The following is a 20,573-nucleotide window of genomic DNA, read 5'->3' as shown; positions in this document are numbered from 1 at the left end:
TCCGCCTCAGGCGCACGTGCACCCGGCGAGGGGCAGCTGCTCCGCGTATTCGCTCGGCGCGCACAGATCCGTGAAGAAGTACGAGGCGCCCGTGCAGTCGCAGCAGGTGTAGGTCGCGGGGCACCCGTCCGCGAGACAGCCCGAGACCGTGCAGGCGCCCTCGGTCGGTTCGATCGGGCTGTAGAGGCAGAAGTCGGCCTCGAGCCCCGCGCACTCGCCGCCGGTCTCCGTGCACGGCTCGCCCAGCCCGCCGACGCCGGAGTCCGCGCCCGCGTCGCCCGCCCCGGTGTCGGAGTCGGTCTCCGTGTCGATGTCCGCCGGGGCGCCGCTCGTGTCGTAGAAGCAACCGGCGAGGAGCAGCGGCAAAGGGAGCAGCAACGTTTTCGAAACGCGTCGGGCAAAGGGCATCCGAAGAACCTCCTGAGGCGTCGGGACGGCCCAAAGTAACGCGAACCCGTCCGACCGACAAGCCGGGCGATGCGCCAGTGCAGATGTGGCATCTTTTGTTTAAGGCACTCTTGCGCGAGCGCCACGGGTGGAATAAAACATTCGAGCTGAAATGTTTCGAGAACCCGCACAGAGCGAGCATGCGGCGATCCTGCTCGTCGACGACGAGGAGATGGTCCGCAACCTCCTGAGCCGGGCGCTCCGGGCGGACGGCCATGTCGTCGTCGCGGTGGGCACGAAGAACGAGGCGTTCGAGCAGCTCGCGCAAACGAAATTCCATCTGCTCATCACCGACAAGAACCTGCCCGACGGGTCCGGCCTCTCGATCGTCGAGGGCGCCCGAAACATGGGGGTCGACGCGGAGGCGATCGTCATCACGGGCTACTCGGACACGGACTCCGCGATCCAGGCGGTCGCGCTCGGCGTGTTCCGCTACGTCCGCAAGCCGTTCGACCTCGACGCGCTCCGCGTCGACATCAACCGCGCGCTCGAGACGGGCCGCCTTCGCCGCACCCTCGCCCAGCGCACGGCGCAGCTGGAGGCGTTGAACACCGACCTGCACGACGCGCTCACCAAGGCGCGAGAGGCGGAGAACCGCCGGCTGCAGGCCGAGCGGCTCGCGACGATCGGCTCCCTCGCCGCCGGCGTCGCGCACGAGATCAACAACCCGCTGTCGATGCTCAGCATGTCGATCCCCTACGCCGTCGGGGAGCTCGACACGGTGCTCCGCACCCAGATGGTGACGGCCGCGCCGGATCAGGCGATCACCTCGCTCGACGTGGTCGCGAAGACGCTCCAGCGGACCCAGGAGGCGGTCGAGTTCCTGATCGGCCTCTCGTCGGACCTCCACTCCCTCGGCAAGCCGGTGTCGCCCCAACCCAGGCCGGTCAAGCTGATCGACGCCGTCGGATCGGCGCTCCGCCTCGTGCGCCACCAGCTCAAGCACAAGGCGCGCGTCGTCGTCGACGTCCCCGAGGAGCTCACCGTGAGCGGCCACCAGCGGCGGCTCGTCCAGGCGTTCATCAACCTCCTGACGAACGCCGGGCGCGCCGTCCGAGAGCGCGGCCCGCAGGAGAACGAGATCTCGGTGTGCGGCCGCCTCGAGGGACAGCGCGTCGTGATCGACGTGTCGGACACCGGCGTCGGCATCGCCCCCGAGGACCTCGGGAGCATCTTCGAGCCGTTCTTCACGACGGCCGACCCGGGCGCGGCGGAAGGAACGGGGATCGGCCTCGCGATCGTCCGGGAGATCATCGACGAGCACAAGGGGACGATCGAGGTCCGCAGCGACATCGGGGTGGGCACGCGCTTCACGATCCGCCTGCCGAGCGCGGCGGGCGCCTCCTCGCGATCGGCGGTCTCGGCGGTGGCGCGGCCGTCGTCCGCGGTCATGGTGCGGGCGCGGCGCACGATCCTGTTCGTCGACGCGGACGCGCAGAACCTCGTCGCCTACGAGCGGGCGTTCGGCCAGATGCACAACCTCCTGCTCGCGCACGGCCCCGAGGACGCCGCGCGGTTCATGGAGGAGTCGGCGTCGGAGATCGACGTCCTCGTGTGCGAGCTGCCCGAGGACGACTCGGATCGGCGGAGCTTGTACCGCAGGGCCATCTCGTCGCACGACGACATGAGCGCGCGCATGATCCTGATAGGCGAGCCCGGCCCGATCGCGGACAAGGCGCGGCGCAACAACCTCGTCGTCCTGTTCAAGCCGGTGCGCCCGGCGGTGCTCCTCGCCGAGATCTACAAGATCCCGCCCCGCCACCCTTCCGAGTCGACGTCGATTTAGTCGCCGCCGCCGCGGCTCAGGCCTTCGAGATCCTGACCTTTCCGGGGAAGTACATCGTCGCGGTCGTGCCGCGGCCGACGGCGGACTCCATCACGATTCTCCCGCCGTGCTCCTCGGCGACGCTGCTCGCGATCCACAGCCCGAGCCCCCGCGAGCCGGAGCCCGGAGGCTCGGTGGTGAAGAACGGATCCGCGGCCCTGAGCAGCGTCTCCTCGCTCATGCCGATCCCGTCGTCGGAGACCGCGATCCGGACCGCGCCCCCCTCGACGCGCCCCACCGAGAGGCCGAGGTGACCGCCGCGCGGCATCGCGCGCACCGCGTTGTCCACGAGGTGGCCGAACGCGATCCGGAGATCGCCCTCCACGGCCGGGACGGTGCAGTCCGGCTCGACGCGCCACTCCACGCGGATGCCGCGCTCCACGAGCCGGTTCGCGTACATCGCGATCGTCTGCTCGAGGACCCGGCGCGGCTCGACCGGGCTCATGTCCGGCGACACCTGGGTCTGCGAGAAGCGCAGCAGGACGTCGACGACCTCCGCCACGCGGCGGGCGTTCGCGGCGATCTGGTCGAGCGTCGCGGCGAGCTCCGAGCCGGGCTCCGCCTCGGCGCGGGCCAGCTGGGCGAGCCCGAGCACGCCCGTGAGGGGGTTGTTGATCTCGTGCGCGACGCCGGCGCCGAGCTCCCCGACCGCGGCGAGCTTCTGCGACCGCAGGACCTGCAGCTGCGCCTCCTTGAGCTCGCGCGTCCGCGCCTCGACCCGGCTCTTGAGCTCCGCGTTCCACGCCCGGATCTCCGCGGTCATACGGTTGAACGACCTCGCCAGGTTCCCGACCTCGTCCTCCGAGCGGACCGGAAGGACGTGCTCGTACGCGCCGGCGGCGAGCTTCTGCGACGCCTGCTCGAGCTCCGCGAGCGGCCCGGTGAGCCCCCGGGAGAGGAACACGCCGCCGACGACGGCGATGACGAGCACGATCCCCGTCCACATGAGGATCCAGCGCGTCGACCGCGTCACCGGCTCCATCACCGCCTCCTCCGACTGCTGCACGACGACGCGCCACCCCGTGACGGCGACCTCGTCCGCGGCCCGAAGCTGCGTCCCGGCCGCGGCGCTCCGCTTGGCCACGGACTTCGCCTCGATGCCCAGGAACGCGGCCGCGTCCGACAACGGCCGCCACTCCTCCTCCTTCGGGCTGCAGATCGAGTATCCCCGCGCGTCGACGAGGAGGCACGTCTTCCCCGTCTCGTCGCCCGGCCGCACGACGGTTTCGCACACGCCGAGCATCGACAGCTCGACCGCGAGCACCCAGCGCTTCGAGCCCCCCGCGACCGGGAACGACGCCGCCGCGACCATGCGCGGCTCGCCCTCGTCCGAGCGGTACGCGGGTCCGAAGGCGATCTGCGCGGTCAGCGCGAGCCCGTGCGGGACGTTCCGCGAGAACACCTCCACGTCCCTGTCCGAGACCGGCGCGCGCCCGAGGAGCGCCGCCTCCTCGTCCCCGGGGCGGTACGGCTCCGCGACCGCGCGCCCGGACTCGTCCAAGAGCGCGACGAGCGTCGCGTCCGACAGCTGGCGATACGGCAGCGCCAGCGCGCTCTTCACCTCTTCCCGCGTGAAGCTCTCGAACGGCACCGACCGGACCACGAGCCGCAGCGCCTCCGCGGCCCAGGAGAGCCGCGCGCCGACGCTCCCCGCGATCCGGGTCGCCTCTCCGGCGAGATCCTGCTCGACGAGCCGCGCCATCGTCGCCTTGGTCTGCTTCGCGATGAAGTGGTGGCTCAGGAGGAGCGGCACGAGCACGCCCAGGATCAGGAGCAGGAGGATCTTCGTCCGGATCTTCATGGCGGTGCGATCAGGATGGCACAATCCCGCGCCAGAGGGCATCCGGATATTGTTTTCCCCAAACGACGATGCGCCGCTTGATGTCACGTGAGTCACGTGTTACACGTATATCGCGTGAAGATTGGAGGCCCCATGGCGGAACGACAAAACCTGACGGTAACGTTGGACGGCGACACGATCCGTTCGGCGAAGATCCTCGCCGCGAGCCGCGGCACTTCGGTGAGCCGCCTGCTCGCGGACCTCGTCGTCGAGCTTGTCGACCGGGAGCGGAGCTATGAGCAGGCGAAGAAGGGTGCCCTAGCCCACCTGAAACGCGGCTTCGCCCTCGGCGGTGAGATCTCCTCGACACGGGACGAGTTGCATGCCCGATAAAGTGTTCGTCGACACGAACATCCTCATCTACGCTCACGACTCAGACGCCGGTCGGAAGCGCGAGCTCGCCTCGGCAATCCTTGTCGAGCTCTGGCAGTCGCGCCGCGGGACGCTGAGCACCCAAGTGCTGCAAGAGTTCTATGTCAACGTCACGCGCAAGATCGCTCACCCTCTCGACCGCGAGGTCGCAAGTGAAATCGTCGAGCGCTACGCAGCCTGGCGACCGATCTCGGGCGACCACGAGCTACTCCTTTCGGCTTTTCAGATGGAGAGGCGTTTCTCGCTGTCGTTCTGGGACGCCATGATCGCGGCGGCTGCCGTCCGCTCCGGCGCGAAGACGCTGCTCACCGAAGATCTCCAGCACGGACAATTGCTCGACAGTATCAGGATCGAGAATCCGTTTCTCTAATCGCGGCGCACGCCTTGACGCGCGCCGAAACCGTGTGCGATGGTGGGCCACGTTCTGCGCGAAAAGAGGCTGCCATGGAGGACAGGTTCCGGGGCGAGCGGGTGCTGGTCTTCCCGCGCGCGACGCTCGAGGCGCTCGGCGCGTTCCAGGGCGTGTCGACGGATTGGCACCGCTACCTCGACGTGATTCTCGACAAGAGAAACAACAAATTTGTTGAACGTTTTCGTGCAGAAGAGGACGAATCGTTAAAGCAAATAATACCTTACATCCTGTTCGTTTCGGGCGGCTCCGTGTTCTCTTACGTCCGCGGCAAGGCGGCCGGCGAGAAGCGGCTCGTCGGCAACCGATCCATGGGGATCGGAGGCCACATCAACCCGGTCGACGCGCAGCTCCTCTTCGCCGCTCCCGCCGCCTCCGCGACGTCCGACATGGCGTCGTACCTCGAGGCCGTGCGCCGCGAGATCGCCGAGGAGGTGACCGTGGACGGTCCCTGCGAGCCGACGATCGCCGCGGTGCTCAACGACGATTCCAACCCGGTGGGCCGCGTCCACTTCGGCGTGTTGCACGTCTGCGAGGTCGCGCCCGGCGCCGTCCGCAAGCGCGAGGCGCAGATCACGGACTCCGGGTTCCTGCCGATCGCCGAGCTCCGCGGCGCGCGCCGCGAGGAGCTGGAGAGCTGGTCGGCGATCGCGATCGAGGTCCTGGCGGGAAGATGAGAAGAGTCATCATCATCGGAATCGCGCTCGGCCTGTCTGCCGCCGCGCTCGAGGCCGAGGCCGGCCCGAAGAAGTCGCCGGCGCCTATAGCGGCCACCGCGGACGAGGAGCCGTTCTCGCGGGCGTTCGCGCTCGCCGCGGACAAGCCGGGCGGCATGGCGTTCGACGGCGCGCTCCTGTGGATCGCGGACCGCCTCGGCGGCGCGGTGGTCGGCGTGGATCCGGCGACCGGCGCCGAGAGGGCGCGGCTCAAGGCCCCCGGCCCGTTCCCGACCGGCGTCGCGTTCGACGGCGCGCTCCTGTGGGTCGCGGATCGGGACACCGGTCGCCTGTTCGGGATCGACACGGCGAAGAAGCTCGTCGTGCGCCAGGTGGACGGCCCCGGGACGCCGCTCTCGCTGGCGTTCGACGGCTCGGATCTCTGGGTCGCGGACGGCAAGCGGCTGCACCGCGTCATGCGCTCGGACGGCACGACGATCGTCTCGTTCAACGCGCCGCCGTGGGACGGCAAGGGCCGCGCGAGCGAGCAGCTCGGCATGACCTTCGCCGACGGCTACCTCTGGGTGTCGGATCGCAAGACGAACACCATCTACAAGGTGGAGCCGGCGGGCGGCGAGGTCGTGGATACGATCCGGGCGCCCGGGCCGTTCCCGTCCGGGCTCGCGATCGTCGGCGGCAGGCTGCTCGTCGCCGACGTGCAGGCGCAGGCCGTCGACGCGCTCGACCTGTCCGCCCTGCCCCGGCTCGTCCGGCGCGATCCGAGGCGCGAGACGGTCGTGCTGCGCCGCAGGATCACGAACCGCGGCCCGGACGTCGTCGCCGAGGCGCACGCCTACCTGGCGCTGCCTGTGCCCGCGCCCAGCCAGGCGCTCGTCGGGGAGCCGGCGTTCGAGCCCGCGCCGAAGGAGATCGTCACCGATCAGTGGGGGCAGCGCTTCGCCCACTTCGAGGCGCGCGATCTGCGGCCCGGCCGGAGCCTGGACGTGCGGATGACCGTGAGCGCCACCCTGTTCGCGGTACACACGCACATCGATCCGGCGCGCGTCGGCGATCTCCGCTCCGTCCCCAAGGCCGTGAAGGACAAGTACCTCGCGGACGGCGCGAAGTACGACGTGAGGCACCCGTCGATCAGGAAGCACCTCGCCGCGGCGCTCGCGGGCGAGGACCGGCCGTACTGGATGATCCGGAGGATCGCTGCCTACATCGCCGAGAAGATGGAGTACGAGATGACCGGCGGCTGGAACACGGCGCCGACCGTGATCGACCGCGGCACCGGCTCGTGCTCGGAGTACACGTTCGTGTTCATCGCCATGTGCCGCGCGGCGGGCATCCCGGCGCGGTACGCGGGCGCGATCGTCGTGCGCGGTGACGACGCGAGCACGGACGAGGTGTTCCACCGCTGGGCGGAGGTCTACCTCCCCGGCTACGGCTGGGTGCCGGCCGACGCGCAGGCCGCGGACAAGCCCTCCCCGGAGGAGCGCGGCGCGGTGCTCGGCAACCTGGACAACAGGTTCGTGATCACGACCGTGAGCGGCGGCGGCTCCGAGTACCTTGAGTGGGACTACAACTCGTTCGCGCGCTGGACGTGCAAGGGCCGCTGCGACGTCGAGGACCTGCACCTGGGCGACTGGTATCCGATGGGAAAAAAGGCGCCTTAGGAGATGGGAGGCATGGGAGGCATGAGAGGAATGGGAAGGGCTCTTGGCTTGGCTTGGCTCTGCTCCTTCGCGTGCTGGGCGTGCTCCGACGACGCGCCGGGCGGCGGGACGACCGACACGGACTCGGACACGGATTCGGACTCCGACTCAGACTCAGACACGGACACCGATTCCGACACGGACACCGACTCCGACACGGATTCCGACACCGACAGCGACACCGACACGGACGCGGACGGCGACTGGTTGTACACCGAGGGCAACCACATCTACACGCCGGGCGACGAGGTGTGGCACGGCCGCGGCGTGAACATCCACGACACCCGTTCCTGCTGGGCGTGCGCGGATTCCGCGCCCGTCCCCGAGGAGGTCGAGCGGCGCGTGGACGAGGCGGTGGACATTTGGGGCGCGACGTTCCTGCGGCTCGATCTCGAGAGCTACCCGGACGACGGCGGCTGGGCGGTCCAGTGGCAGGGCGTGCTCGACGACGCGGCGTACTTCGACGATCTCGAGCAGATCGTCGACCACATCGGCTCGAAGGCGGGCGTGTACGTGCTCGTTTCGCTCTGGGTCGATCCGACGTTCAGCGACATGGGCTGGCCCACCGCGGACACGATCCCGATCTGGGAGGCGCTCGCCGAGGCGTTCGCGTTCGACGCCCACGTGCTCTTCGGCCTGTGCAACGAGCCGGAGTACAACTTCGACGGCGCGCTGGACGCCGACGTCTGGACCGCGATGAACGACGCGGTGGCCGCGATCCGCGCGGTGGAGGACGAGCTCGGCGCGCCCCACCACGTCGTCACGGTGCAGGGCACCGGCGGATGGGCGCGGCACCTCGACTACTACGTCACCCACCCGATCACCGCCGGGGACGGCGATAACGTCGCCTACGAGGTGCACGTCTACGACCCGGAGAGCGACTTCGACGACCGGTTCGTCACGCCGTCCGCGACCCTGCCGGTGATCATCGGCGAGTACGGCCCGGCCGACGGGTACATGACCCTGGACGACTCCGAGGCGCTGCAGGCCGCGGCGCAGGAGGTCGAGGTGCCGTACCTCGCGTGGACGTTTCACGCGAACTGCGCGCCGAACCTGCTCGTCGACAACTCGGGCGGCGGCTGCGGCGTGGACATGGCGCTCGAGCCGACCGAGTGGGGAACCCTCGTGATGGACGACCTCGCCGTGGACTGGTAGACCGGACGCCATGGATCACCGCGGACACCCCAAGAACCCCAAACGACGCGCCGACCTGCCGCTCGCCGAGCTGGCGGCCGGCTTCATCGCCGCGAGCGCCGAAGAGGCCCCCGATCTGGCCAAGCAGCCCGGCGCCCTGAAGGACGACGGCATGCGCGAGCTCGGCGGCGTGCTCGGCCGGCTGGACGTGCGCGGCAAGGGCGCCCTGGACGCCCACGAGCGGCTCCTCGCCCGGCGCGTGCTCTCGCGGCTGCAGAAGCCGAGCGCCGACGGCCTCGGGATGCTCAACAAGGTGCTCGACTACCTCGACCTCAACATGAGCGCCCTCATCGAGGAGGACGAGCTCGAGCTGTGCGTGGAGATCATCGAGCTGTTCTGCCGCGCCGAGAGCGACAACGAGACGCTGACGACGCTCGAGCTCGAGATGCTCTACGCGGTGCTCCGCCACCTCGACAAGGACGGGAACGGCCAGCTCGACCCGCTCGAGCGCGTCGCCCTGCACCAGGGGCTCGGAAACCCCGAGGCGTTCCTCGCCGATCACCGGGCGTTCAACCCGCACCTTCGCCGCGTCCTCGCGAGGCGCTGAGCTTTTTCGCCCGCACCCGTCCGGAAGTGTGGTTCAATCGTAGGAACGATAGATCCATCCGGAGGTGGAGAATGAAGAGAGCTTCGAAATTCGTCGCGTTCTTGTCCGGCGTCGCCCTGCTCGCCCTCTCCTGCACCGACGACTGCTCGGACGGCGGCTGCGGCGGCGGGGGCGAGGGGGAGTGCCCCACGCTGGCGGAGGGGGAGTGGCAGATCTCCGGCGATCCGCGCGTCGACACCCTCTTCCGCGCGGCGCTCGCGCTCCTTTCGCGTCTGGAGGAGAACGAGCAGGTCACGCGGGACACGATCGCGGATCTGGCCGAGGCGCTCGGCGTGGAGATCGATCCGGCGGCGCCGCTCGACGAGAGCGCGGCGGCGGTCCCGGGCGCGATGCTGGTGGTCGTCAACGACGCTGTGGACTACGTCGCCTGGGGCGCAGGAACGTGCGTCGCGGATCTCCCCCTCGCCCACGAGGTCGCCGTCGAGTGCCTGACGCACTTCGGCTGCGACGTGAACGGCGCCTGCCTCCCCGAAGCCGGCGCGTACCCGCCGGTCGCGTGCGAGGGCGAGTGCGTCGGTGCCTGCGGCGCGGCCTGCTCCGGCGAGTGCCGGACCCCTGTGGTGGATGAGCAGTGCAACGGAACCTGCTACGGCTCCTGCAACCTCGCAGCCGCGGCCGAGTGCGGAGGCGACTGCTACGGGGAATGCAGCGCGAGCTGCCTCTCCTACGGAGACGACGGCAGCTGCCACGGGCCGTGCGAGGGCAATTGCCAAGGGATCTGCGAGACGATCCACGGCGCGACCTGCAGCGGCGACTGCACGGGGATGTGCGGCACGGAGTCCACAGACGCGTGCGTGGGCGAGTGCCACGGCTCCTGCGAGGGCGAGTGCGACGGCGACTGCGCGGGCCGGCCGTTCACCTACTGCGGGGACGAGACGTGCGAGTACAGCTCCGACTGCGGCTCGCTCGGCGGGATCCTGGGCTGGGTCGAGGCGCGGGCGACATGGGTCGACTACGAGATCTACTGGTCGGCGGACGCCGAGGACGACAGCGTCGCGATCGCCGAGCTCGCGTACGAGATGGCGGCGCTCGAGGGCGCGTCGCGCGCGCTCATCGCGGCGAACGAGGATCTCGGGGCGCTCGTCGGCGACGGCGACTACGGCGTCACCGCGATCGACGGGCTCAGTGCGGCGGTCGAAGGCCTGCTCGACGCGGATCTCGCGGAGTACGACATCGAGGAGTGCAAGATCCCGTGCGTCATCCCGGCGCTCGAGGAGGTGTTCGAGATCCTCTCGGCGATCGGGACCGAGACCCCGGCGCTCGTGGAGGCGCAGGTGGCGATCCTCTCGGCGCTCGAGAGCTGAGCCCTACCGGCCGGCCTCCTCCTCGACGGTGGCGAGGCGGCCGTACATGTGCCGCATGATCGGGTTGTCGCCGTTCTTCGCGCCCAGCGCGCGCAGGAGGCGGCCCTTGATCCTGTGCGCCTCCTTGTCCCCCCGATCCGACTCGAGCAGGAGGTCCACGTACTCGAGCGCGAGCCGCCGGTCCCCCACCCCTTCGAGCGCCGCGATCCGCGCGAGCACGTCGCCCCGCCCGCCCATGTCCTCGACGAACAGCCGCGCCTTGTCCGCGCTCGGCGCCCGGTCGATGCTCGTGCCGTTCTGGTCGAACCAGCCCGAGTAGCGGCTGAACATCCCCTTCACGTTGAAGTCGAGGCAGCCGTAGCGCTCGGCGCCGAGCCACGGGTTCTCGGCGATGTCGTCCGGGACGCGGATGTTCTCGAGCGCCCGCTCCAGCGTCGAGCCCGCGTTCAGCTCTGCGGACACGGCGTCGTTCAGGAAGTTGAAGTAGTCGATCGTCGCGTCGAGCTTCGCCTCGATCGCGGCGGGCTCGCACATCGGCGGACCCACCGAGAGGACGAGCACCTGCGGGCCGAACGACTTGATCTTCTCGAGCCCCATGCGCCACCGCACGTCATCGCGCACGATCTTCATCGGGCTGCCGATCATCGGCACCGAAGGCCCCATGAGATCCGCCGCCCACACGATCTTCTGCTTCGGCAGGTAGACGACCGTGTAGTCGTCGGTCTCGCCCACGACGTGGTGCAGCTCGAACCGCGTGCCGCCGAGCTCGAACGCGTGGGTGTCGGCGTACGTGACGTCCGGGTAGCGGAAGTCCGGCGGCCGCGAGCCCTCGCCCGAGAACGGCATGTTGAACTGGATGCTGTTCAGGCGCGCGTTGTACCTGTGCAGCTTGCGCATCAGATCGAGCTCCACGACGAGGTCCTGGTGCGCGATCACCTTGGTCCCGGGATCCTCGATGGCGCGCGCGCCGCCGAGCTGCGTGCCGTGGTGGTGCGTGTAGACGATGTACCGGATCGGCTTGTCGGTCATGGAGCGGATGAGCGCCTTCGCGGTGAGGCCCGCCTGCGGCGATCCCGTGTCGATGACGACGACGCCCTCGTCGGTGATCACCCAGCCGACGCTCTTGTTCGGGACCTTGAGCCCCGGCACGGCGACGCCCTCGAGGTTGAAGACGTTGTTGTCGATCTGCGAGATCGAGAACAGCTTGCGCTCGGAGCGGCGGCATCGCTTCGCGCCCTTCCTCGCGCCCCTGAACGCCCACACCCGGCCGTCGTCGGGCTTCGCGCGCTCGTGCCACCTCGCGGCCTTCGCGTTCGCCGCGATCACCCCCTCGAGCGCCTCCTGGTACGGCGTGCCGTCCGGCCGGAGGAGCCCGTTCTGGATCGCGAAGTACGGGTGGAACCGCGCGAGGTCAGGCGAGCCCTCGATGTACCCGCAGAAGTGCCAGCCGACGACGTACGGCTTCCTCATCATCGCGCGGAGGTACCTCGCGTACGCCTTCCCGACCTTCCGCTCGGTGCCCACGTGCACGCCCTTGGGCGCCGCGACGTTCTCGTTGGGGTGCGAGAACGACGAGTCGCCCATGAGGATCGGCTCGCCGGTCGCGGCGTGGAGCTCCGCGAGCTTTGCCTCCTGCCGGTCGGCGGTCGCGTACCACTGGATGTAGGCGGCGTCGAAGTGGCGCCCGACGATCGGGTAGAGCCACGTGGGGAGGTCGGCCGCGCCCTCGAGCTTGTCGCCGAGGATCACGTGGTTCGGGTCGCACGATCGGATCGCGCCGCCGATCGCGCCGTACCACGCGTCGGCGATCTCCGGCAGGAAGGCGTTCGCGTCCCTGTACGCGAGCCAGGGCGCGCGCGGATCGCCCCACTCCGTGAACGCGAGGAGCTCGTCCCAGGTCCGCGCCGGGGCGCCGTACGCCGCGGCCGCCGCCACGGGGCCCGGGTAGCTCCGCTGCAGGAGCTGCACCCACCGCCGCTTGCCGGGCGCGTCCGGGCCGAGCCCCATGACGAACCGCACCCACTCGTGGATCCGCGCGGGCGAGGTGCGCCAGATCGGCATGTCGTTGAAGCTCACGCCCAGGATGAGCGGATCGCGGGCGTTCTTCGCGCACCAGACCGACGCCGCCTTCTTCAGGTACGCAGCCGTGGCGGGACTGAACGGATCCGCGTAGCGCCGCTCGAGCCCCTCCCACCCGTCGAGCGGCAGCGGCCGGAACTTGGCGACGTACGGCATCTCCCGCTGCGGGATCGGGTTGTGCACGCCGAGGCTGTTGAACCCCCACCCCCGCAGCTGCGCGACGCTGTCGGCCATCCAACGCGCCGCGGCCGCGCTCCCGACGACCGCCGCGCCGTTCTCGTCGAAGAGATCCGCGCCGTAGCGCTTCGCGAAGACGTCGCGGTTCTGCGCGGACGCGAGCAGCACCGGCTCGACGTGGTTCACGCCGAGCGACACGAGCTCGTCGCCGTCCGGCGACTCGAACCACCAGACGCCGTCGCGCTGCACGAGCGAGTAGAAGCCGTCCCCGCCGCACGACGCGGCCGCGAGGGCGACGACCAGCGCGAGCGCGGGCCTCAATCCACGTACCCCAGGCTGCGCAGGCGGGAGAGCTCGTCCGCGGAGACGCTCGCCGAGCCGGGCGTCGGCCACTGGGCCGCGCCCTTCGCGTCCGACGCGGAGAGCGCCTCCTTCAGCCTCTCGACGACGTCCGGGTGTTCGGCCGAAACGTCGTCGTCCTCCCCCGGATCGCGCGAGAGGTCGTAGAGGCGCGCGGTTCCGCTCGTCTCGTTCTGCACGAGCTTCCAAGGGTACGCGATCGCGCAGTGGAGCCGCGCCCCGCCCTCGGCGAGCTCGCAGTAGATCTCGCGGTCGGCCGCGGCTCCCCGCTCGAGCAGCGCCGCGAGGTCCGTTCCCGGCAGCTCCTCCATCGGCGGCTGCCCGAGGGCGGCGCGGATCGTCGGCACGAGATCCACGAGCGACACCGGCGCGTCGATGACGCGGCCGGCGCCCCTGTTTCCGGGGAACTTGATCAGGAGCGGGACGCGGATCAGCTCCTGCGACACCGAGCCGAGCCACCTGTGGCCGATCTCGCCGTGCTCCATGAGCTCCTCGCCGTGGTCGGAGACGACGATCACGAGGTCGTCGTCGTCGAAGCGCAGCTCGCCTGCGACGCTCCGGATCGACTCGTCCGCCTTGCGCACCTCGCTCGCGTACGCGGCCTTGAGGAAGTCGAGGTACCGCGCCTCGGTCGTCCCCGCTGCGGGCGGGCCGTCGCCCGGTGGCATCGAGGCGAAGAAGTTCTTGGGGTGCCCCCACCTGATCGCGACGGCGCGCCGCATGAGCGGGACGAGGACGTTGACGGGCAGCTGGTCCTCGGGCCCGAGGCCGTGCCGACCGCGGTAGAAGCGGGACAGCGCGTCGAGCGAGATGGCCTGGAAGTCGGCGAACCCGGAGCGGTTCCACTCGTCGAACCACGGGAGGTTCGCGCCGTACGGGTGGTGCGGATCGAAGTAGTGCAGCCACAGGAAGTACCGCGGCGACGCGAGGATCTCCGGCGCGAGGCTCTCGACCGCGAGATCGGGAAACGGCAGCTTGAGGAACGTGTCGCCCACGTATCTGTCGAAGCCCTGCCCCATGCCGTACTTCGCGGCGAGGTGCTGGTTCGTGCAGACTCCGAACGTGTCGTACTCGAGGTCGCGCAGCTGCTCGGCGAGCGTGTAGGCGGCCTGCGGCAGCACCGCCTGATCGACGACCTTCTCCCCGGCGAAGTAGCCGGCCGTCATGCCGTGCTGCGAGGGGTACAGGCCGGTCATGAGGGAGTACATGGCCGGCACGGTCCAGGAGGAGGTCGAGTACGCGTTCCTGAACACGACGCCCTTCTCGGCGAGCTCGGCGAGGAACGGCGTCGCGTCGTAGCCGTCCGGGAACAGGCTCGTGACGTCGGTGCGCATCGTGTCGACCACGATTAGCACGACGTTCGGGGCGTCCCCGTCCACGGGGAGGAGGTCCGGCTTCGCACGTTGTGCGCGCGGCGCGGGCGGCGTCCTAAGGGGCGCCGGAGCGTCGACGACCGCCGGCGTGTCCTTAGCCTCGATCGCCGCTTCCCGCGGGACGGGCGGATCGCAGCCGAGCGACACGGCGAACGCCACGGCGGCCGCGAACGGAACGCCCCCCAGGCCCGGACGCCTGCCCCGCAAGTGTGTCATGATCACCCGCCTCCCAGCAGCGCTTCGACCAATCGAAGGGATCGTGCCGCGACGGGCGAGATCGGATGGCGCGGCCCATTTTTGCAGACAACGCCGTCTTTTCTAATATGCTCGGCGCATGCTTCTCCGGAAGGCCCTTCCTCCCCTCCTGCTCTCCCTCGCGACCGCCGTGGCCGCGTGCTCGGAGCGGAAGCCGCCAGACGGCACGGCCACTCCCCTCTCCCCTGGCGACACCGCGTTCGCGGTGTGCGCGCCGGACGCCGGCGGCGGGATGTGCAGCTGCGAGGAGCCGTCCGAGGACGCCCGCAAGGCCCCCGGATTCGATCCCGCGCTGCGGCGCTTCCTCGCCGATCTCGGCGGCGCGTGCAAGGCGAAGGACTACGCCTTCCTCGCGAAGAGCGTCCGCTTCCCGCTCCGTTGGCGGGCCGTCGTCGGCGTGAAGGTGCCGGGCGGGCCGCCGATTACCGAGCCGCGGCGGATCGCGAGCCCGGAGCAGCTCTGCGAGCGAAACGTCTTCGAGGATATCCAGGGCGTGGATCCGGCGAACCCGGCCGAACCCGACGCCGGCGCGCTCGGGCTCGCGGAGCACGGCGCGCAGTGCCGCGTCGATACCCTCGTCGGGCAGTTCGACGCGACGCTCGTGCTGGAGAGGAGCGGCCCCGGCTGGACGCTCGTGGCGGTGGAGGCCGGGGACTGAGCCCGCACCCGCCCTACCTCGGCGCGCGACCGCCGATCTCGAGGCAGGCGATCTCGTAGCCCGCGCGGACCGCGCGGAGATAGAAGCGGGCCCGCAGCTCGTCGGCTTCGGCGCGGGGGAGATCGCCGCCGCCGCGCGCCCGGAGCGTCGAGATCGCGATCGCGGCCGCGACCGAGACGTTGAGGCTCTCGACGAACCCGTACATCGGGATCCTGAACGCGCCGTCCGCGAGCTCCCGCAGCTCCTCGGAGATGCCGTCCGCCTCGTTGCCGAACACGAGCGCCATCGGGCGCGCCGCGTCGAGCTCGCGGATGTCCGCCGCGGCATCCATCGCCGCGACGAGCACACGGGCGCCCGCGTCGTGCATCGCCGCGACGAACGGCTCGGGGGTCTTCCAGACCGAGATGTCGACCCACTTGTGGGTGCCTTGGGTCACCTTGCGCGACGCGCGGAACCGGACCCCGTGCTCCACGATGTGCACGCGCTGCACGCCGAACGCGTCGGCGGTGCGGACCACGGCGGCAGCGTTGTGCGGATCGTGGACCCCCTCGAGCGCGACCTGCAGGCGCGAGGTGCGGTTCGCGACGACCGCGTCGATGCGGTGCCGCCGCTCCTCGGAGAGCCTCGGCCCGAGCGCCTCGATCACCCCGCGGGCGTCGTTCCGCGCGAGCTCCCGCTCCCTCTCGGCCATCGGCCGCGGGCGGAACGCGTCCTTCAGCTCCCTCGTGCGCGTCGACATCGGCGCAACCCTAGCGCACCGCGAAAAACGAATCCACGGATAACAAATCCGGCGTTCGTTTCACCAGAAGTGAAGCTCAGTCGATCCAGCGAGACGATTTCCGGCAACCTTTTTCCCGAACGTCCGATTCAGGAATGTGGGCAGCCGCATCCGCAGGTACGAGGTCGGGATCGTATACAGCGCGGCGATCCGCTGCAACGACAGGTCGTTCCTGTTCCGCCCGAACCACAACCCAGGCAACCCGCTGCTCGACGCGTCGTGCCCGGCGAACGCCCTCGACCCCGCGAACGACATCACGCCGATCCCGAGCGTCATCAACATCATCGGAGCGAGCATCGGCCGCGCGCTCCAGAAACACCAGATCCGACTCAACTGGTTCGAGGTGAACGTCGATCACGAACACCCGGGCTTCACGCCAAGCGACGACGCGCAGCGCGCCGACGTCCCGCACTTCTTCCGCGACGTGCATAGCCTCATCGCCCGGGAGATCAACCGGTTGCTCGACAGAGAAGACCACGTGTACGGCGAGCGGTACCGCGCTGAGCCGTGCCTCGACGACGAATCTGCCGAGCAGAAGCTCGTCTACGCCATGATCAACGCCGTGAAGGACGGACAGGTCGAGCGCGTGAGCGAATCGCCGTTTTTCTCGACGTTCCGTCACCTCGCCCACGGCGACCCGTTGACGTTCTGGTACATCGACCGCACGGCTTGGTGGAAGAAGGGCGGGCCGATTCGCGGCAATCGCCCGAAAGATCACATGAAGTGGGTCACCTTCGAGCTCGCTCCGCTGCCCGGTTGGGAGTCGATGACCATGCACCAGCGCCAGACGCGGTTTCGTCACCTCGTGCGCGAGGCCGAGGAGATCGCCGCGCAAGAACGCCAGGCAGAAGGCCGCACGGTCGTCGGCGTCCCGGCCCTGCGAAGGCTCGACCCGCGCGACCGGCCGCGCAACCCGAAGAGGTCCGGGCTGCAGCCACTCTGCCACGCCTCCGACAACGCGACGCGGAAGGCATACGAACGAGACTGGCGTGAGTTCCTGAAGGCTTACCGCACCGCGTCGATCGCGTACCGCGCCGGCGCCTTCGCCGTCGAGTTCCCGGACGGATCCTTCCGACCGCCGCTCGTCACCATGTACACGGCGTCGGCGTTGTAGTTGCGCTCATGCCGCCACCTCGGGACGTCTCGCGCCGGATTCCGTGAATCTGGGCGTGGACGTGTATCTGCCGTCGCCCTTCAATGATCTTTGTCGCTAAAACGAACTTCAGAAAACGCTGCCGGCAGCCCGATCGCGATCGCTTCCATGCCGAACGTGCAGTAGGATCGCGATCTGCCGTCCACTTTATTCGAACTTTTCCAATCACCTCTCGAACCGTTCGGATATTTGTTGAAGGACTGTGAACCAGATCCACGGGGCGTCCTCCTGCGACATCCGCTTGCACATCGTGCCTGCGAGCGGCATTCTCGCGTCCGGAGGAGGCGCACGGACGGGCGATGAAGAACGCCGCGAACATCATGACGCTCGCGCGGATCGTGCTCATGCCGATCCCGGGCTGGCTGCTCTACCAGGGCGCGCCGCACCTCTACGCTTGCGTCGCAGCGATCTTCCTCATCGGGATCACGGACTGGCTCGACGGCATCGTCGCGCGGCGCCAGGGCCCCACGGTGCTCGGCGGGCTCCTCGATCCCATCGCGGACAAGATCTTCGTGGCCGTCATCTTCCTGCCGCTCGCCGAGCGCGCCGTGCCCGAGTGGGGGCGCACCGTCGTCCCGGTGTGGATGATCTGCTGCATCTTCTTGCGCGACTTCCTCGTGACGTCGCTGCGCACGAGCCTCCTGCTCCGCGACGCGCCCATGCGCACGTCCGCGCTCGCGAAGACCAAGACCGCGGTGCAGATGGTCGGCGTCGGCTACATCCTCTTCTACTACGCGACCTTCCTCTCGAAGGCGCCCGACTGGATCACCTGGGTCGCCGTGCTCGCGCCGATCCTGGCGCCGCTCAGCCTGATCCTGTACCGGCTCGCGCGCGGGCGGAAGCAGGGCAGGAGGAGCCTGACGATGGCCGGGCTGATGGCCGCGGAGGCCGCCGCCCGCTACTTCCTCGGAGCGGACGGGGCGAGCTGGATCACGCTCTACGGGATCACGGCGCTCACGGTCGTGAGCGGCGCCTCCTACCTCTCCGACGCGTGGAGCGCGCTCCGCGGCAGCTCCGGCGGGCTGCGGGAGCTCGGCCGCTTCGCCCTCGACGGCGTGCTCGTCCCGCTCGCCTTCCTGCTCCTGCTCGGCCGCTTCGACGACTTCGGCGCGAGCGCCATGATCATCCTGGCGGTCACGCTGGAGCTCTCCGCCGGCGGCCTCTCGAACCTCGTCGCGTCGCACAAGATCGCGCCGCGCTTCCTCTGGCTCGCGCTCAAGTCCGTCCTCCAGATCGCGCTGTGCGGGGCCGCGCTCGCGATCGACCTCTGCGATCTGCGCGCGCCGTCACGGGCCGGCGTGGGGCTCATCGCGGCCGCGACGGCGGTCACCGTCGCCTTCTTCGTCGTCTCTTTCGTCCGCCACCGCAAGCTGTACCTCGGCGCCCTGTAGGGGAACCCCATGCCGGACCGCTACGACGCCATCTCCATCGGCTCCGGGCTCGGCGGGCTCACCGCGAGCGCCCTCGCCGCCCTCGAGGGCAGCCGCGCGCTCGTGCTCGAGCGCCACACGAAGATCGGCGGCGCCGCGTCGTGCTTCACCCGCAACGGCGTCCTCCTCGAGGCCGGGCTGCACCAGATCGACGGGCTCGACGCGGGCGACTGCAAGAACCTGCTGGTCGCGCGGCTCGCGCTCCGCGAGTCGATCCGGTTCATCCCGACCGGCGAGTTCTACGCGGTTCGATCCTCCGTCCTCGGCGAGCCGTTCGTCATGCCCTACGGCGAAGCCGCCGCGCGGGAGGCTTTGGCCCTCCGCTTCCCGCGGCACGAGGCCGCGCTGAAGACGTACTTCGACACGATCCTGGCCATCCGCCGCAAGATCGCCTCCGTCGCGCGGCACCAGGGCGCGCGGCTGCGGTGGATCCTGCAGGCGCCGATCCTGCCGATCCGCTTCTGGATCATCGGCAAGCACGAGCGGACGTGCCTGGGCCCGTTCCTGGATCGGCTTTTCGGCGGCGACGAGGCGGTGAAGATCGCCCTCGGGGCGAACCTCGGCTACTACGGCGCGGACCCGAACGCCGTCTCGCTCCTGTTCTTCGCCGCGGGCCAGGGCTCCTTCTACCTCGGCGGCTGCCACTACATCGCGGGCGGCGGCCAGGCGCTCTCCGACCACCTCGCGGGAATCGTCCGATCGCGCGGCGGGGCCGTCGAGACCGGGCGCCGCGTGGATCGCATCCTCGTCGACGGCGGACGCGCGCGGGGCGTGGAGCACGTCGACGCGGTCTCGGGCGGCGACCGGCGGACGGCGCTCGCGGGCGCCCTCTTCGGGAACGCCGCCCCGGCGCACCTCGGCGCGATGCTGCCCGAGGAGCGGCGCGGGCGCTTCGAGGAGGCGTACGCCGCCTTCCCGTACTCCGCCTCCCTCTGGCAGCTCTACCTGGTGCTCGACCGGCCGCCGGCCTCGTTCGGCGCGGACGCGTACTCGACCTTCGTGTTCCCGGACTGGCAGCGCACGCTGCGCGACTTTCCCGAGGGCCTCCGCCTCGTCGGCGCGGCGCCGGCGGGACGGGTGCCGTGCTACGTGCTCGTCGACTACGACCGCCTGAACGCCGGGATCGGCGGCCCGGGAAACCACGTCGCCGTCTTGTGCGGGCTCGACACGCTCGCGAACTGGAGCGCGCTGTCGCCGGCGGAGTACGAGGATCGCAAGGCGGCGTGGACCGAGTCGCTCCTCGCGGATCTCGAGCGCCGGTACCCGGGGATGCGCGGCTCCTTGAGGCACGTCGAGATGGCCACCGCGCGCACGATGGCGCGGTACCTCGGCACGCCCGAGGGCGCCGTCTACGGCTACGATCAGGTGCCGTCGGCGGCCGGTCGCTTCCGCCCCACGGCCTGGACCGCGACCCCGGGCGTCTACCTCGCGTCCGCCTTCGCCCGCCCGGGCGGCGGCTTCACGGGCGCGATGATGGCCGGCGCCGGTGCGTTCCGCGCCGCGGTCCGTGACAAGACCTTGCGGAAAAAAACCACCTCCTGACGTCCAATTCCCGTAAGGTAGGAGTTGCGGCAGCAGATGACCGCTTTGCCCGGAGGAAAGACATGAAGATCGTGTTGTTCGTCGCGACGGCGCTCCTCGTCCTCTCGTGCTCCGGGCAGCAGCCCGCTTCTTTCGACAGCGGCGGAACGGACACCGACGCCGATACCGACACGGATTCGGATTCCGACGTCGATTCGGATTCGGACAGCGACAGCGATTCGGACACGGACACGGATACGGACACCGACTCGGACTCGGACACCGATACCGACACCGACACCGATACCGACACCGACACCGACACCGATACCGACACTGACACAGATACAGACACGGATACCGACACAGACACGGATACCGACACAGACACGGATACCGACACAGGCACGGATACCG

The 20,573-nt window shown here is 69.8% G+C and carries 18 protein-coding genes; 13 read left to right on the top strand and 5 right to left on the bottom strand.

Annotation, left to right across the window (positions count from 1 at the left end; translation table 11 throughout):
- Positions 1 to 6: 6 nt before the first annotated feature.
- Positions 7 to 408 carry a hypothetical protein gene (locus M0R80_19565; GenBank protein ID MCK9461833.1) on the bottom strand — a complete coding sequence of 134 codons (402 nt, stop codon included), beginning with the start codon at positions 406 to 408 and terminating at the stop codon, positions 7 to 9.
- 151 nt (positions 409 to 559) lie between these two features.
- Here M0R80_19565 and M0R80_19560 point away from each other — a divergent pair, with 151 nt between their 5' ends.
- Entirely contained in the window at positions 560 to 2,233 is a 1,674-nt protein-coding gene (locus tag M0R80_19560; GenBank protein MCK9461832.1) for an ATP-binding protein, read from the top strand.
- A 16-nt stretch (positions 2,234 to 2,249) separates the two neighbouring features.
- On the opposite strand, the gene M0R80_19555 is transcribed toward M0R80_19560, so the two are convergent.
- A complete protein-coding gene (locus tag M0R80_19555) occupies positions 2,250 to 4,073 on the bottom strand; it encodes a HAMP domain-containing histidine kinase (GenBank protein MCK9461831.1) in 1,824 nt (607 codons plus the stop codon).
- Between the two features lie 132 nt (positions 4,074 to 4,205).
- Between M0R80_19555 and M0R80_19550 the strand changes: the two genes are divergently transcribed.
- The 7 genes from M0R80_19550 (at position 4,206) to M0R80_19520 (ending at position 10,372) form a co-directional block, all read left to right on the top strand.
- Positions 4,206 to 4,445: a DUF6364 family protein gene (locus tag M0R80_19550; protein MCK9461830.1), complete on the top strand. Its 240-nt coding sequence runs from the start codon at positions 4,206 to 4,208 to the stop codon at positions 4,443 to 4,445.
- Positions 4,435 to 4,854 carry a PIN domain-containing protein gene (locus M0R80_19545; protein MCK9461829.1) on the top strand — a complete coding sequence of 140 codons (420 nt, stop codon included), beginning with the start codon at positions 4,435 to 4,437 and terminating at the stop codon, positions 4,852 to 4,854. The genes M0R80_19550 and M0R80_19545 overlap by 11 nt, the downstream gene beginning before the upstream one ends.
- A gap of 74 nt (positions 4,855 to 4,928) precedes the next feature.
- Positions 4,929 to 5,570, top strand: a complete 642-nt coding sequence (locus M0R80_19540) for a hypothetical protein (GenBank protein MCK9461828.1) — start codon at positions 4,929 to 4,931, stop codon at positions 5,568 to 5,570.
- Positions 5,567 to 7,228 carry a transglutaminase gene (locus M0R80_19535; protein ID MCK9461827.1) on the top strand — a complete coding sequence of 554 codons (1,662 nt, stop codon included), beginning with the start codon at positions 5,567 to 5,569 and terminating at the stop codon, positions 7,226 to 7,228. Before M0R80_19540 ends, M0R80_19535 begins: the two co-directional genes overlap by 4 nt.
- A 30-nt stretch (positions 7,229 to 7,258) precedes the next feature.
- The gene (locus M0R80_19530) at positions 7,259 to 8,422 is read left to right on the top strand and encodes a glycoside hydrolase family 5 protein (protein MCK9461826.1); all 1,164 of its coding nucleotides are present in this window, start codon (positions 7,259 to 7,261) and stop codon (positions 8,420 to 8,422) included.
- Positions 8,423 to 8,432: 10 nt separating this feature from the next.
- Positions 8,433 to 9,008, top strand: coding sequence for a hypothetical protein (locus M0R80_19525; GenBank protein ID MCK9461825.1), 576 nt, complete (start codon positions 8,433 to 8,435; stop codon positions 9,006 to 9,008).
- Between the two features lie 71 nt (positions 9,009 to 9,079).
- Complete coding sequence (locus M0R80_19520; GenBank protein MCK9461824.1) at positions 9,080 to 10,372, top strand: hypothetical protein; 1,293 nt, start codon at positions 9,080 to 9,082, stop codon at positions 10,370 to 10,372.
- A gap of 3 nt (positions 10,373 to 10,375) precedes the next feature.
- Here M0R80_19520 and M0R80_19515 read toward each other — a convergent pair whose 3' ends face one another.
- Together M0R80_19515 and M0R80_19510 are read right to left on the bottom strand one after the other, a co-directional pair.
- A complete protein-coding gene (locus M0R80_19515) occupies positions 10,376 to 12,949 on the bottom strand; it encodes an MBL fold metallo-hydrolase (protein ID MCK9461823.1) in 2,574 nt (857 codons plus the stop codon).
- Complete coding sequence (locus M0R80_19510; protein MCK9461822.1) at positions 12,946 to 14,577, bottom strand: sulfatase-like hydrolase/transferase; 1,632 nt, start codon at positions 14,575 to 14,577, stop codon at positions 12,946 to 12,948. Before M0R80_19510 ends, M0R80_19515 begins: the two co-directional genes overlap by 4 nt.
- Positions 14,578 to 14,695: 118 nt before the next feature.
- On the opposite strand from M0R80_19510, the gene M0R80_19505 reads away from it, so the two are divergent.
- Complete coding sequence (locus tag M0R80_19505) at positions 14,696 to 15,274, top strand: hypothetical protein (GenBank protein ID MCK9461821.1); 579 nt, start codon at positions 14,696 to 14,698, stop codon at positions 15,272 to 15,274.
- Positions 15,275 to 15,287: 13 nt separating this feature from the next.
- On the opposite strand, the gene M0R80_19500 is transcribed toward M0R80_19505, so the two are convergent.
- Entirely contained in the window at positions 15,288 to 16,013 is a 726-nt protein-coding gene (locus M0R80_19500; protein ID MCK9461820.1) for an RNA methyltransferase, read from the bottom strand.
- Between the two features lie 136 nt (positions 16,014 to 16,149).
- On the opposite strand from M0R80_19500, the gene M0R80_19495 reads away from it, so the two are divergent.
- The 4 genes from M0R80_19495 to M0R80_19480 form a co-directional block, all read left to right on the top strand.
- Positions 16,150 to 17,166, top strand: coding sequence for a hypothetical protein (locus tag M0R80_19495; protein MCK9461819.1), 1,017 nt, complete (start codon positions 16,150 to 16,152; stop codon positions 17,164 to 17,166).
- 338 nt (positions 17,167 to 17,504) lie between these two features.
- Positions 17,505 to 18,596 (top strand): CDP-alcohol phosphatidyltransferase family protein, encoded by a 1,092-nt coding sequence (locus tag M0R80_19490; protein MCK9461818.1) that lies wholly within the window; start codon positions 17,505 to 17,507, stop codon positions 18,594 to 18,596.
- 9 nt (positions 18,597 to 18,605) lie between these two features.
- Positions 18,606 to 20,177, top strand: a complete 1,572-nt coding sequence (locus M0R80_19485) for an NAD(P)/FAD-dependent oxidoreductase (protein ID MCK9461817.1) — start codon at positions 18,606 to 18,608, stop codon at positions 20,175 to 20,177.
- A 62-nt stretch (positions 20,178 to 20,239) separates the two neighbouring features.
- A partial coding sequence (locus M0R80_19480; protein MCK9461816.1) for a hypothetical protein occupies positions 20,240 to 20,573 on the top strand: 334 nt, incomplete at its 3' end.

It is taken from the genome of Pseudomonadota bacterium (genome assembly GCA_023229365.1).
Classification (GTDB): domain Bacteria; phylum Myxococcota_A; class Polyangia; order JAAYKL01; family JAAYKL01; genus JALNZK01.
The sequence above is the reverse complement of the archived record's forward strand: the minus strand, read 5'-3'. Positions and strand labels throughout refer to the sequence as shown.